Raw genomic sequence first — 13,553 nt, forward strand, 5'->3', positions numbered from 1 at the left:
TGGAGGCTCTGCTCGGGCCGCGTCAGCGGAGACGGCGGGCCTCGTTTCCGACAAATTAACGCGCCAACCGCTTTCCTTGCCAGTGCCGGCCCGCGATTTAGGTTTTCAAGCCAAAGCCGATGACACTCCTGTGGCACCTCGCAGCGCGCTCCGCCGAAGGCGCATCCCCGTCGGCGCAGGCCCGCAGGATCGGGCGTAGGCTCGCCACCGCCGCGGCCCTGCTGCCGATCGCCGCGGGGCTCTGCGCCTGCTCCAGCGACGTGAACCCGATGAAGGCCGCCTTCGTCGGCGCCGGCCACGGCCCGAAGGAGATGCAGGCCCCCGATTTCGTGGCCAATTCCCGCCGCGAGGGCGTCGGCTACATGCCCGTGGGCGAGGACGCCCCGAAGCGCGCCATCCGCGCCCGCTCGTCCGAGGGCCAGAAGGCCCTCGCCGCGGAGCTGGAAGGCGCCCGCAGCCGCAACGAGGCCCGCGGAAAGGCCGCGGAGGGCGCGGGCAAGTCGGCCGGGAAGGATCTGTCCGCCCCCTCGGCCCCGCCCAACCCGTAGCCTTCGCCGCTCCCGCGGCTTCACGGGGGCGTCACAAAAAGATCGGCGCGGGCGCGCGTCGGTGGTAAACGAGCCGCTTCGCCGCGTTCCGGCCCAACAGCGCCCTGCCGGAACCTCCGCGCCGATGGACCTGTCATGACCGATTTCCACCGCATCAAGCGCCTCCCGCCCTACGTCTTCGAGCAGGTGAACCGGATCAAGGCCGCTGCCCGAGCGCAGGGCGCCGACATCATCGATCTCGGCATGGGCAACCCCGATCTCGACGCGCCCCGGCACGTCATCGAGAAGCTGGTCGAGACCGCCGGGAAGCCGCGGACCGACCGCTACTCCGCCTCCAAGGGCATTGCCGGCCTGCGCCGCGCCCAGGCCGGCTACTACCAGCGCCGCTTCGGCGTGAGCCTGAACCCCGACACCCAGGTCGTGGCGACGCTGGGCTCGAAGGAAGGCTTCGCCAACATGGCGCAGGCGATCACCGCCCCGGGCGACGTCGTGCTGGTGCCCAATCCGAGCTACCCGATCCACGCCTTCGGCTTCCTGATGGCCGGCGGCGTGATCCGCTCCGTGCCGGCCGAGCCGACCCCGGCCATGTTCCCGGCCCTGGAGAAGGCGGTGGTCCACTCGATCCCGAAGCCCGTCGCCCTGGTCGTGTGCTACCCCTCGAACCCGACCGCCTACGTGGCGAGCCTCGACTTCTACAAGGACCTCGTCGCCTTCGCGAAGAAGCACGAGCTGATCCTGCTCTCCGACCTCGCCTATGCCGAGGTCTATTTCGACGACGACACCCCGCCCCCCTCCGTGCTGCAGGTGCCGGGCGCCATCGACGTCACGGTGGAGTTCACCTCCCTTTCCAAGACCTTCTCGATGGCGGGCTGGCGCATGGGCTTCGCGGTCGGCAACGAGCGTCTGCTCGCGGCGCTGACCCGGGTGAAGTCCTATCTCGATTACGGCGCCTTCACGCCGATCCAGGTGGCGGCCACCGCCGCGCTGAACGGGCCGGACGACTGCATCAAGGAGATGCGGGCGACCTACAAGAAGCGCCGCGACGCGCTGATCGAGTCCTTCGGCAAGGCCGGCTGGTCCCTGCCGGTGCCCCAGGCCTCGATGTTCGCCTGGGTGCCGATTCCCGAGAAGTACCGGCCGCTCGGCAGCCTCGAATTCTCGAAGCTGCTCCTGGAGAAGTCGGACGTGGCGGTGGCGCCGGGCATCGGCTTCGGCGAGCACGGCGACGAGTACGTGCGCATCGCGCTGGTCGAGAACGAGCAGCGCATCCGCCAGGCCGCGCGCAACATCCGCCGCTTCTTCGACAATTCCGACCGCACGCTCCACAACGTGGTGCCGATGCAGAAGGCGGTGTGAGGGGCCTCCGGCGGAGAGGGTCCTAGCGCAGGAAATCCCCGAAGGCGCGGGGGCCGTCGCCGGTGGCGATGGTCCCCGTGACCTTGAGGGTCGCCACGTCGATCACGCTCAGGCTGTTGTCGCCCCAATTGGCGACGTAGACGGTCCTGCCGTCCCGCCCGGTGCCGATGCCCTCGGGATGGTCGCCGACATCGATCGTACCGACCTTCTCCAGGCTCGCCAGATCGAACACCGTCACGTCGTTCACGTACTGGTCGGTGACGAAGCCGCGGCCACCGGCCAGGGCGATGACGTAGGGGCGCTCCCCGGTCTTCACCCGGCCGATCTCCCGGGCCGCCGCCACGTCGATCGCCGAGACGTCGTCGGAGACGACGTTGGCGGTGTAGGCGCGGGTCCCGTCCGCGGACAGGGTCAGCCCGAAGGGATGCTGACCGACGGGAACGACCGCGCACTCCTTGCCCGAGGCGAGGTCGACGATCGAGACGCTGTCGGATTCCCGGTTGGCGACGAGCAGGGTGGCCCCGTCGGGCGTCACCGCGATGCCGGAGGGCGAGCGGCCGACCGCGATCTCGCCGGAGCGCCGGAGGCTCCCGCCCTCGGGGAGGAGCACGAAGACGCGGGCGCCATACCAGTCGGCCACGTAGACCGCGCCGGTCCTCGGATTGACGCCGATGCCGAGGGGGCCGCCGGGCAGGGGCACCGTCGCGCTGACCCGTCCCGCATCGAGATCGATCACCGCGAGGCCATGGCCCTCGGGGCGGGTGACGTAGGCCGTCCTGCGATCGGGCGCGAGGGCGATGCCGGCGGGCGCCCCGTCCACGGGGATCGAGCGCACCACCTTGCCGGCGGCGAGATCCACGACGTCGACGGCGTTGCCGAGCTGCGTCGTGACATAGGCCTGCTGCGCGAGGGCGGGGGACACGGCGAGCATCCCCACCGCCAGCAGGACGCCGCGCGGCGCCCTGATCCTCGCCCCCGCCCAGGCGGGCGGAAAGGGCCGGCGGGCCCACCGAAACGATCGACGCACGCCGGCTCTCCGAAGACTCAAAGCCCCTACGAGCCCTTCTCGACCTTGGCCTTCAGGTTCTCGAGGCCGGCCTTGTAGAGGCCGAGCACGGCCTTCTTGGAGGCCTCGTCGTTCAGCTCGGGCGGCGGGTCGTTGTTCATGTAGCCGCGGTAGAAGGCGCCCTTCCAGGTGACCTTGGTCTTGCCGCCGTCGCCCTCGAGCTCGATCGTCGAGGAGTAGTCGTTCACCGGCAGCACCTTCACGTCGACCTTGTTGATCCGGTACATGAGGAGCTTCTTCTCGGCGTCGTACTTGGCGAGCTCTTCCTCGACCGTGGCGCCGCCCTTGAGCGTCAGCGTCCGGGTCGCCTTGACCTCGTTGCCGCCCTTGCCCTCGGTCTTCTCGACCACCGGGATCCAGCTGGCGTCCTGGAAGTTGCCGACCACCGTCCAGACCTTGTCGGCGGGCGTGTTGATCTCGATCGTCTCCGAGACCTTCTGCCGGGTCGGGCCGTGGGCTTGGGCCGTGAACGAGACCGTGGCGAGGGCCGCCACGGCCGCGAGCGTCATGAAGCGCATCAGAGGTTTCTCCGTTGAGCCGCCGCGTCAGGACGCGGAGCCGGTGTTTCCGAGGACGCGTTCGCTCCGCCCGAGGGCTTGCGCGACCTTGTCCTCGATCCAGTCCCAGGCCTCCCGCTCGGCAGGCCCGGCCGTCTTGGATATCGCGATGGCGTGATAGGCCATCTCCGTCAGGATCTTGTCGGGGGGCAGCATGTGCAGACGCGTCGACAGGATCGCCGCCTCCAGCACCGCCGCCTGGGCGCGGTTGTAGCCGATGAACGGCCGGTGGCTCATGGCATGGACCAGCCGGCCACGATAGCGAGGGCGGGCCGCGTCCTCCTCCACCGCCACCACCTCGAACTCGGCATGGCCGAAGCACTCCGCGAGGCGCTGCCCGGCGATCTTCTCGCAGGGCACGACCGGCCAGTCGCGCCGCCCCGTGACCACACCGGCGATCACCCGCACGTCGCTCGGCGCCGAGGCGGCGAAGACCGGATTCGTCGCGAGATTGTGAATGGTCGGGGAAGGCCGGAACGGGGCCAGCACGTAGTCCGCGCCGTCCTGGATCAGCCCGAACGGCACGAGGTGGAGCGCGCCCTCGGGGGAGAGCGTGGTCACGATGGTCTCGAGGATCAGCGGCACCGTCTCAACCCCTGGCTCAATCCTCGCCCGCCCGGCCCGCATCGGGCACGAGCTTCCCGCAGACCACGCGGCCGCCCCGAGGCTGGGACAGCGGGTCGGCGGCCTCCGGGCGGCCCTGGCCGTCCTCCCGCCGGGGCGGGGCGGCGTCCCGCTCGGGATCCGCCGCGTCGCGGGTGCCCGGCGGGGGCGCGTCCGGCCCGCTATGCCGGGTGTGGCCGGCCTTCTTGAAGGCGGTGGTGTCCTCGGCGGCGCGGTCGGCGGCGCAGCCCCAGTCGAGGGGCTCGTCCTGCACATAGCGCTTGCCGAGGCGGAAGGCGGTCTCCGCCTTGGTCAGCTCCCCGCCGAGATAGAAGGCGTGGGCGCCGTCGCTCGCCACGTTCAAGTCGGGGAAGAAGGCCATCGCGTCGGTGCCGACCTTGTGGATGTCGCGGTTGTAGACGTGGATCCCGTCCTGCGCGACGGCGATGCGGTAATTGGGATCGCGCACCTCGGCGGCCAGGGCCGCGATCTCATCGGGGGTCTGCACGAAGGGGCGCTTGTCGTGCAGGGCGAGCAGCGCCCGGCCATAGCCCTTGGGCAGCGCCGCGTCGGCCTTGGCCGCGTACATCACCCGCCGGGCCGCATCGTGCTCCTCCACCGTGCGGAGGGTGTGGTTCGAGACCTGCACGATCAGCACGTTGCGGATCGAGAGTTCCGAGCACATGCCGACGAGGAGCGCGGTGACGCCGAGGCTGTCGGCCTCGGTGAGCTCGGTGAGGTTGCCGGTGCCCATCATCATCTCGATGCCCGGCCAGCGCCGGCGCACCTCGTTGTAGCGGGCGACCGACTCGACGAAGCCGAAATGGATCGGCTCCAGGATCGGGTCGGCCATATAGGGCCGGCCCGCCTTCTCCATCCGCGCGATGGCGCGGTCGAGGGAGGGCAGGTCGTCCGGCCGCATCGGCACCAGCACCGGCACCGCGTCGGTCTCGAAGGCGAGGTCGAGGGTCTCCTCGTTGAGGCTGAGGAGATAATCGGCCCCGGCCCGCGCCCCGCGGGTCAGTTCGTCGAGGGAGAAGGAATCGACGCTGACCGTCAGGCCCGCGCGCTTCATCGCCCGCACGGCGTCGTCGAGATGGGGGAAGGGGGTGTCGGGCAGGCCGCCGAGATCGATCACGTCCGCGCCGCGGCGGGCGAGGTCGAGCCCCTTGGCCACGATCTGGTCGACGGTCATCTTCGAGGCGTCGACGATCTCGGAGAAGATGCGCAGGTCGTGGCGCGACAGGTCGACCTTGCGGCCGCTGAGCCCGAGATAGGCCGGCAGGTCCACGATCTCGTCGGGGCCGCGCTCCACGGGCAGGCCGAAATGCGCGGCGAGCGCCTCCGGGTTCGCCCGGCAGCGCCCGGGCAGGACGATGCGCGTCGCGCCCTCGGGGATGCTCACCCGGCGCTTGATGATCTCCTCGGTCATCAGCGCGGCGACCTTCACCCCCGCATCGGCGATGCTCCAGGCGAAGCGGTCCGGGGGGAGGGTGGCCGCGACCTTCTCCAGCCGGGCATGGGCGAGCTTGCCGGTGACGAAGACGAGGTGGTCGCGCGGGCTCTGTCCGGGGGCGCTCATGCGGCGTCCCTCCCGGAGCCGGCCTCGGGACCGCGGACCAGAATCGTGCCGGGGAAGGCGGCGGCGAAGCGCGGGAAGGCCGCATCCACCAGCCCGCAGGCCGCCAGCGCCGCGGGATCGGCCCCGGCGGGTGCCGGCGCCGATTTCTCGAGGATGCAGCGCGCCGCGCCGAGCCGGGTGGCGAGCCAGAGGGCGAGGCTGTCGGAGGTGACCGCCCAGCTCTCGGGGATGTCGGGATGGCCGGCCTTGAGCGCCGCCGGGTCCCAGATCCCGCTCCGGCCGGCCCGCAGGGCGCCGGCGAGGGCGTCGAGGGAGGCCGAGACGGGAAGCCGCGGCTCAAGGGCGCGGAAGATCTCGGCCATGCGGCCCATGGCGTCGAGGGCGAGGCGGTGGGCGAGGCCGTCCTCGAAGCCGAGGCTGGCCTGGGCCCGGCGCACCGCGTCGGCGAAGGGGCCGCCGCCGGGCACCACGGCGACCGGCCCGGCCTCGACGGCGGCGGCCAGCACCGCCCGCAGGCGGTCCCGGTCGGTGAGCAGGCTGCCGCCGACCTTCACGACGGTGAGGGACGGGCCCGTCACGCGGCCGCATCCCGGGCGAGCGCCCGCAGGGCGGCGACGGCCTCTGCGACGCGGCCCGCATCGAGCCCCTGCCGGCGGTCGCCCTCGCGGCAGAGCCCGCCGCGGAAGCCGAGATAGTCGGGGCGCAGGGCCGCCAGGGCCGGGATGTCCGCGACCGCGAGGGAGCCGGCCAGCCCGCTCATCAGCCGATGCGCCCGGCAGGAGGCCACGAATTCGGTCAGCACCGCCGGGGACAGAAGGTCGCCCAGGCGGCGCCCGGCCTTGCCGCGCGTATCGATCATCGCCCCGGCGAAGCCCGCCGCGGCGAGGCGCGCGACCCATGCCGGGGCGGCGCCCGCCTCGGCCAGGCCCTCCTCGGCGAACAGCACGCCGATCAGCCGGCCGGGCGCGGCGGCGGCCATGGCGGCGAGCGGACGGCCCTCCGCAGCGCCGACCGCGACCTTCACCCAGTCGACGCCCGTTTCCGCCATGGCCGCCACCGCGGCCACGGGGTCTTCGCCGCACGCTTGGCCGCATGCTTGGCCGCGCTCTTGCCCCCCCTCGTCGCCGGCCACCGCGCTGGTGACGATGCCCGGGGCAAGGCCCACGCGGATCGCCCGCACGGCCTGCGGGGTCAGGCCGCCCAGCGCCCCGCGCTCGGGATCTTTGGCATCGACGAGATCGGCCCCGGCCGCGGCGGCCAGGCGCGCCTCGGCGCCGTCGCGCACGCTGACCAGCAGGCGGACGGGGGCGGGCAGGGGGGACGCGATCGGGTGGCTACGCTGCGGCACGCTGTCTCGGTGTTCCGGATCAAGGGCTCCCCGGGCACCGCCTCGGGACCCTCAGGAGCGTCCCGGCAGCGGCTCGGTGAGGAGCCGGTTCTTCACGACCCAGCGCATGGCGTGGGTCCAGTCGTCGTCGGTGTTGGCTCTTATCACGACGAGGCCGCTGCGCACGACCTTGCCGGTGGCCGAATCCGCGATGGCGACGTCCAGATTGAAGATCTGGCCCGCGCCCTTCTCGACCGTCGTCGTCACCGCATAGCCGGCGCCGAGCGCCTTGGCGATGTCCGACGCGCAGCCGTTGCATTTCCACAGGGGCGCCTGCTTCGCAATCTCCTCCTGCTGCGGGGCGAGGTCGACGCTGGCCAGCCCCGCCTTGTCGGACAGGGCCTTGCGCAATTCGTCCGTCACCAGGGCGAGGCGCTTCTGCTCGGCGGGCACGGGCTTGCGGCCATAGGCGAGGGAGGGATCGTTCATCTCCGCCGCGAAGACCGCCGCCTTGCCGCCCTCCCCGGCCGGCGCCTCGGCCCGGACGGGGCCGAGGGGCGCGAGCAGGGCCGGGCCGGCACAGGTGAGGAGCCCGAGCAGGCGCGGGGCGCGGATTCTCCTGGCACGAACCGTCATGAGCGTCGTCTCCCGGGGGAGGCCGGCTTTTCCTGCGGCCTCTCGTCTCCCCAAGGTCGGGCGCATGGCGGTTTTGGCAACGCCCGCCGCCTCTGCCTCCCGGGTCGTCGGGTGGTTTTTCCGGGCGAAAAGCTTATGATGCTCTTATGCTTCCGGCGTTGAGGCGGCCGGCGCAATGTTGCTAGCGTGCCGCCCGCATGCATCATCCTGCCCTTCGCCCCTCCACCCTCGCCCTGTCGCTGATCCTCGCCGCCCCGCTGCCGGCCGGTGCCGCGCGGGCTCAGGAGAGCCGGGCCGCGGAGGACAAGCCGGCGCCCGGCGCGGAGGCGCCGGCGGCCGGCGGCAGCGACACGCGGATCGGCCTCCTCTACCGGCCCTTGCCGGCGCCGTCCTCCTACGACGCCGAGGCCGACCCGGAGGATCTCGGCGTCGCCGGGGCGCGGATGGCGGTGAAGGACAACAACACCACCGGCCGCTTCACCAAGCAGACCTACGCCCTCGACGAGGTGGCTCTCGAAGAGGGCCAGGATGCGGTCGCCGCCGCCAGGGCGCTCGTCGCCAAGGGGGTGAAGTATGTCGTGCTGACCCTGCCGGCGGCCGAGGTGCTGGCCGTGGCCGACGCCCTCAAGGGGGAGGGCGCCGTGGTGCTGAATGCCGGGGCGCCGGACGACGCCCTGCGCGGGGTCGAGTGCCGCGCCAACGTCTTCCACGTGCTGCCGAGCCGGGCCATGCAAACGGATGCACTGGCGCAGTACATGACCCTGATGCGCTGGCGGAAGATCTTCCTGATCGTGGGTCCGACCGAGCGGGACAAGGCCTATGCCGACGCCCTCAGGAACGCCGCCCGCAAGTTCGGCCTCAAGATCACGGCGGAGAAGCCCTGGACCTTCGGGCCGCTGGCCAAGGCACGGGGCGACACCCCGACCCGGGCCGAGGCGATGGTCTTCACCCGGGGCCTCGACTACGACATGGCGGTGGTGGCCGACGAGGAGGGCGACTGGGGCGACTACGTCCCCTACCGCACCGTCGATCCCCGCCCCGTGGCCGGCACGCAGGGGCTGATCGCCACCACCTGGCATCCGACCCTGGAGACCTGGGGCGCGGCCCAGGCGCAGAACCGCTTCCGCCGCCTCTCGGGCCGGCTGATGCGCCCCCTCGACTACCAGGCCTGGGCGGCGGTGCGCACGGTGGGCGAGGCGGCGACCCAGAAGAAGTCGACCGACCCGGCGGTGCTCGCCCCCTACCTGACCACGCCCGATTTCTCCCTGCCCGCCTACAAGGGTGTCAGCCTGACCTACCGCCCCTGGGACCACCAGCTGCGCCAGCCGATCATCGTGGTGCAGCCCAAGGCCATGGTCTCGGTGGCCCCCGAGCAGGGCTTCATCCACCAGCGCACGCCGCTGGACACCCTGGGCACCGACGAGCCCGAGACGACGTGCAAGTTCAAATGACGGCGGGGCTCTCGCCGGCGCCGGCCCGATGCGGCAATCGACCGCCTGCGTAAGGGGCGGGGACAGCCCGAATTTTCAGTTTGTGCGGCCCGCCCCGACAGGGCATCCCGCGCGGGACCATTTCTCGGAGACGGCGCGCGCAAGCGCCGGAACGACAGGGAGGACACGGATGGGCGCTCGCTTCGGGGCGGGAACGGGCTTGGCGGCGCTCGCGGCGGCCTGGCTCGTCGCGGGCACGGCCGGCGCGCGGGCCGTGACCGCCTACGTCACCAACGAGAAGGCCAATTCGGTCTCCGTGATCGATGTCGGCACCATGACCGTGACCGCCACCTGGAAGGTCGGGCGCCGGCCCCGCGGCGTCACCCTCTCGAAGGACGACAAGGAGCTGTTCGTCTGCGCGAGCGACGACGACCGCATCGACGTGCTCGACACCGCCACGGGTAAGGTGGTCCGCTCCCTGCGCTCCGGCCCCGACCCGGAGCAGTTCATCCTCGATGCCTCGGGCAACCCGCTCTACGTCGCCAACGAGGACGACAGCCAGGTCACCATCCTCGACATCGAGAAGAACAAGGTCCTCGCCGAGGTGCCGGTGGGCGTCGAGCCGGAGGGCATGGGCCTCTCGCCGGACGGCAAGATCCTGGTGAACACCTCCGAAACCACCAACATGGCCCATTTCATCGACACCAAGACCTTCCAGGTGATCGACAATGTGCTGGTGGATGCGCGGCCGCGCTTCGCCGAGTTCTCCGGCGACGGCAAGACGCTCTGGGTCTCGGCCGAGGTCGGCGGCACGGTCTCGGTGATCGATGTCGGCACCCGCAAGGTCATCAAGAAGATCACCTTCAAGATCCCGAGCGTGACCGACGAGCAGATCCAGCCGGTCGGCGTGCGCCTGACCAAGGACGGCGCCAAGGCCTTCGTCGCCCTGGGCCCGGCCAACCGCGTCGCCGTGATCGACACCAAGACCTACGAGGTGCTGAAATACCTGCCCGTGGGCCAGCGGGTCTGGCAGCTCGCCTTCACCCCGGACGAGAAGCAGCTCTACACGACCAACGGCACCTCGAACGACGTCTCCGTGATCGACGTGGAGAACCTCAAGGTGGTCAAGAGCATCCCCGTCGGCCTGCTGCCCTGGGGCGTGGCGATCACGAAGAAGTAATTCCCGACCAGAACGGCACGGACCGCCGGGCAACGGCGGCGGAGGAGGAAACGGACATGACACGGATGATGCGGGCCGCCCTGTCGGCCGCGGCCCTGATGCTCGCCGCCGCCCCGGCGGGCGCCCTCGACCTGACCAAGAAGCGCCAGAACCTGCCCGACCTCGTGCTCGGCAACGAGGAGGGCAACGACTTCGTGGTCGAGAACAAGGACATCGAGCTCGAGGCCGGCAAGGCCTATCGCCTGCGCATCGTCGCCAAGGGGCGGCAGGAATACAAGTTCTACGCGCCGGAGTTCTTCCGCTACATCTGGTTCAACCAGATCGTGATCGAGCACAAGGAGATCCATGGCGGCGGCGCGCCCGATCACCTCGAATTCGACGATCCGGGCGAGATCGCCCTCGAATTCGTCGCGATCAAGCCCGGCACCTACAAGTGGTACGCCCAGGGCCTCGAGGACAAAGGCCTGACCGGCACGATCTCGGTGAAGTGAGCATGCGCAGCCTGCCCCGACCCGCCCTCCTGGCCGCGACCCTTCTGGGCGCGGCCCTCCTCCTCGCCGGACCGGCCCGCGCCGACGACAAGGCGGCCTGCGCCGACGGCATCGGCCTGATCGAGGCCGAGATCGCCAAGGCGCCCCCGGAGCCGGTGCTCGCCAAGCTGAAGAAGGCCCTGCGGGTCGCCCGGCGCGAGCAGGGGGAGGGCGAGTTCGACGAGTGCCTCGACGCCGTGGGCGACGCCAAGAGGGCGCTGCCGAAATGAGCGCCGCCCTCGACGTCGCGCATGTGAGCCACCGCTTCGGCCAGCGCGCGGCCTTGTCCGACGTGTCGCTCGCGGTGGAGCGCGGGCGCTTCATGGCGCTGCTCGGCCCCAACGGCGCGGGCAAGACCACGCTGTTCTCGGTGATCACGCGGCTCTACAACAACCAGGAGGGCCGGGTCGCGATCTTCGGCCATCCCCTCGACCGGGAGCCCTCGCGGGCGCTCGCCCGGCTCGGCGTGGTCTTCCAGGCCCGCACCCTCGACACCGACCTCACCGTCGCGCAGAACCTCCACTATCACGCGAGCCTGCACGGCATCGGCCGGCGGGCGGCGCGGGCGCGCATCGAGCAGCTTCTCGCCCGGGTCGGCCTCGCCGAGCGGCGCGACGACAAGATCCGCACCCTCTCGGGCGGCCAGTCCCGGCGCATCGAGATCGCCCGCTCCCTGATCCACGAGCCGCGCCTGCTGCTCCTCGACGAGCCCACCGTCGGCCTCGACCTCGAATCCCGCGCCGACATCGTCGGCATCGTACGGGCCCTGGTGCGGGAGGAGGGGCTCTCCGTGCTCTGGGCGACCCACATCTTCGAGGAGATCGCCCCCGAGGACGAGGCCGTGGTCCTGCATCGCGGCCGCATCGTCGCCCGCGGCCGGGCCGGGGCGATCGGCACCCCCGGCGAGACCCTGGAAGCCGCCTTCCGCCGCCTCGTGGCCGAACCCGCAAAGGCCGCCGCATGAGCCGTTCCCCCACCCCCGCCGTCGCGAGCGGCGCCGAGGCGGGCGCCCGGCCCGTGCCCCATGCCGGACGGCTCGACGCGGTCGGCTACGGCATCGCCCTGGGCGGCATCGTGCGCCGGGAATTGCTGCGCTTCTTCAACCAGAAGGAGCGGTTCTTCTCGGCCCTGGTGCGCCCGCTCGTCTGGCTGTTCATCTTCGCCGCCGGCTTCCGCAACACGCTGGGCGTCTCGATCACGCCGCCCTACGAGACCTACGTGCTCTACGAGGTCTACGTGGTGCCCGGCCTCGCCGTGATGATCCAGCTCTTCAACGGCATGCAATCCTCGCTCTCGATGGTCTACGACCGCGAGGTCGGCTCGATGAAGGTGCTGCTCACCTCGCCCTATCCGCGCTGGACGCTGCTCTTCGCCAAGCTGATCGCCGGCGTCTGCGTCTCCATCGTGCAGGCCTATACCTTCCTCGCGGTGGCCTCTTTCTGGGAGACCGACATCCCGCCGCTCGGCTACCTGACGGCCCTGCCGGCCTTCCTGGCGGCGGGCATGATGCTCGGCGCCATCGGCCTGTTCCTGTCCTCCCTGGTGCGGCAGCTCGAGAACTTCGCGAGCGTGATGAACTTCGTGATCTTCCCGATGTTCTTTGCCTCTTCCGCCCTATATCCCCTCTGGCGGATCCGGGAATCGAGCGAGACGCTGTACTGGATCTGCGAGGCCAACCCGTTCACGCACGCGGTCGAGCTGGTCCGCTTCGCCCTCTACGTGAAGTTCGAGCCGCTCGCCTGCGCCGTCGTGGTCGGCACCACGCTCGCCTTCTTCACGCTCGCCGTCATCGCCTACGACCCCGGCCGCGGCCTCATGGCCCGGCGCGGCGGCCCGGCGGGCGAACCGAACTGAGAGACCCCCGGGATGCTCCGCCTTCTGTCCCCCGCCCGCCTCGCGCCCCTCCTCGCCCTCGCCCTGGCCGGGCCGGCCCTCGCCCAGCCCAAGGCCGACCCGGACTGGCCCTGCGCCCAGCGCAAGGTGACCACCCTCGGCTACGGCTCGTTCTGGACCGGTCCCGACCTCGCCGAGGCCGGCGAATGGGGCAACGACCGCGAGGTGGCCCAGCTCGCCCGCAAGATCGCCTCCCGCCGCACGGAGCTGAGCGAGGTCGACGGCCTCCTCGACGAGTTCCTCGCCAAGAGCGGGGGCGACAAGGCCGAGAAGGACAAGCGCCTCACCCGCCTCTTCGCCGGCGTGTTCGAGGTGATCAACGGCGAGCGCAACACCGTGATCAGCGGCATCACCCGCTACGCCCAGGGCCAGCGCCGGCTCGCCGAGCGCATCCGCGACGAGGCCGACAAGGTCAGCGCCGCCAAGGACAGCCCGGACAGCGACCCGACCAAGGTCTCCTCCAAGGAGACTGCCGACCTCGAGAGCGCCTTCAACTGGGACCGGCGCATCTTCCAGGAGCGCAGCCAGTCGGTCTCCTATGTCTGCGAGGTGCCGACCCTGCTGGAGCAGCGCCTCGGCGAGATCGCCCGGAAGATTCAGGCGAAGCTCTAACCCCTTCGGAAGCCTCGATCGCAGGCAGCGCGGGACCCGGCGGGTCCGGCGCCGCTTCGCCCTGCGCCGCCAGAACCGGAAGCCAGGCCCGGTAGCCAAGCCCGGAGGCCAAGCCCCTTGGCGTCCGCGAGGACGGAGCGGCCCCGGAGAGAGCGCCCCGAAACGGCATCATTCTTCACAAAGTTACCCCGTGGGCATTGCCAAATTATCCCGGGACGGTTAGGCAAGCGACA

The 13,553-nt window shown here is 71.2% G+C and carries 16 protein-coding genes; 9 read left to right on the top strand and 7 right to left on the bottom strand.

Translation table 11 applies throughout. The annotated features are described in order from the left end of the window. The first annotated feature begins 119 nt into the window (after positions 1–119). Together MFF21_RS10785 and MFF21_RS10790 are read left to right on the top strand one after the other, a co-directional pair. Complete coding sequence (locus MFF21_RS10785; protein ID WP_238311145.1) at positions 120–548, top strand: hypothetical protein; 429 nt, start codon at positions 120–122, stop codon at positions 546–548. A gap of 135 nt (positions 549–683) precedes the next feature. After that, on the top strand, positions 684–1,904 hold the full coding sequence (locus MFF21_RS10790) for an LL-diaminopimelate aminotransferase (RefSeq protein ID WP_238311146.1): 1,221 nt from the start codon (positions 684–686) through the stop codon (positions 1,902–1,904). 22 nt (positions 1,905–1,926) lie between these two features. Here the strand turns inward: MFF21_RS10790 and MFF21_RS10795 are convergent, their stop codons facing one another. The 7 genes from MFF21_RS10795 to MFF21_RS10825 form a co-directional block, all read right to left on the bottom strand. Beyond that, entirely contained in the window at positions 1,927–2,835 is a 909-nt protein-coding gene (locus tag MFF21_RS10795; RefSeq protein WP_238311147.1) for a beta-propeller fold lactonase family protein, read from the bottom strand. 122 nt (positions 2,836–2,957) lie between these two features. Beyond that, positions 2,958–3,488: an SRPBCC family protein gene (locus MFF21_RS10800; RefSeq protein WP_238311148.1), complete on the bottom strand. Its 531-nt coding sequence runs from the start codon at positions 3,486–3,488 to the stop codon at positions 2,958–2,960. Between the two features lie 27 nt (positions 3,489–3,515). Continuing rightward, on the bottom strand, positions 3,516–4,112 hold the full coding sequence (locus MFF21_RS10805) for a DUF447 domain-containing protein (protein WP_238311149.1): 597 nt from the start codon (positions 4,110–4,112) through the stop codon (positions 3,516–3,518). Positions 4,113–4,128: 16 nt separating this feature from the next. Then, the gene (locus MFF21_RS10810; RefSeq protein ID WP_238311150.1) at positions 4,129–5,712 is read right to left on the bottom strand and encodes a DUF6513 domain-containing protein; all 1,584 of its coding nucleotides are present in this window, start codon (positions 5,710–5,712) and stop codon (positions 4,129–4,131) included. Then, the gene (locus MFF21_RS10815; protein ID WP_238311151.1) at positions 5,709–6,290 is read right to left on the bottom strand and encodes an amino acid kinase family protein; all 582 of its coding nucleotides are present in this window, start codon (positions 6,288–6,290) and stop codon (positions 5,709–5,711) included. Before MFF21_RS10815 ends, MFF21_RS10810 begins: the two co-directional genes overlap by 4 nt. After that, entirely contained in the window at positions 6,287–7,060 is a 774-nt protein-coding gene (locus MFF21_RS10820) for a (5-formylfuran-3-yl)methyl phosphate synthase (protein WP_238311152.1), read from the bottom strand. Before MFF21_RS10820 ends, MFF21_RS10815 begins: the two co-directional genes overlap by 4 nt. 51 nt (positions 7,061–7,111) lie before the next feature. Continuing rightward, complete coding sequence (locus MFF21_RS10825; protein ID WP_238311153.1) at positions 7,112–7,675, bottom strand: DUF3280 domain-containing protein; 564 nt, start codon at positions 7,673–7,675, stop codon at positions 7,112–7,114. Between the two features lie 197 nt (positions 7,676–7,872). Here MFF21_RS10825 and pedA1 point away from each other — a divergent pair, with 197 nt between their 5' ends. From pedA1 to MFF21_RS10860, 7 genes are all read left to right on the top strand, one after another. Then, a complete protein-coding gene (gene pedA1 / locus MFF21_RS10830; RefSeq protein WP_238311154.1) occupies positions 7,873–9,126 on the top strand; it encodes a lanthanide ABC transporter ABC transporter substrate-binding protein PedA1 in 1,254 nt (417 codons plus the stop codon). Between the two features lie 169 nt (positions 9,127–9,295). Next, positions 9,296–10,285, top strand: a complete 990-nt coding sequence (locus MFF21_RS10835; RefSeq protein WP_238311155.1) for a YVTN family beta-propeller repeat protein — start codon at positions 9,296–9,298, stop codon at positions 10,283–10,285. A gap of 56 nt (positions 10,286–10,341) precedes the next feature. After that, positions 10,342–10,776, top strand: a complete 435-nt coding sequence (locus tag MFF21_RS10840) for a cupredoxin domain-containing protein (RefSeq protein WP_238311156.1) — start codon at positions 10,342–10,344, stop codon at positions 10,774–10,776. 2 nt (positions 10,777–10,778) lie between these two features. Next, the gene (locus MFF21_RS10845) at positions 10,779–11,045 is read left to right on the top strand and encodes a hypothetical protein (RefSeq protein WP_238311157.1); all 267 of its coding nucleotides are present in this window, start codon (positions 10,779–10,781) and stop codon (positions 11,043–11,045) included. After that, positions 11,042–11,779, top strand: a complete 738-nt coding sequence (pedB, locus tag MFF21_RS10850; RefSeq protein ID WP_238311158.1) for a lanthanide ABC transporter ATP-binding protein PedB/LutE — start codon at positions 11,042–11,044, stop codon at positions 11,777–11,779. The genes MFF21_RS10845 and pedB overlap by 4 nt, the downstream gene beginning before the upstream one ends. Beyond that, on the top strand, positions 11,776–12,669 hold the full coding sequence (gene pedC, locus MFF21_RS10855; RefSeq protein WP_238311159.1) for a lanthanide ABC transporter permease protein PedC: 894 nt from the start codon (positions 11,776–11,778) through the stop codon (positions 12,667–12,669). Before pedB ends, pedC begins: the two co-directional genes overlap by 4 nt. A gap of 12 nt (positions 12,670–12,681) precedes the next feature. Then, entirely contained in the window at positions 12,682–13,320 is a 639-nt protein-coding gene (locus tag MFF21_RS10860; RefSeq protein ID WP_238311160.1) for a hypothetical protein, read from the top strand. Positions 13,321–13,553: the final 233 nt, after the last annotated feature.

The organism is Methylobacterium organophilum (assembly GCF_022179465.1).
GTDB lineage: Bacteria > Pseudomonadota > Alphaproteobacteria > Rhizobiales > Beijerinckiaceae > Methylobacterium > Methylobacterium organophilum.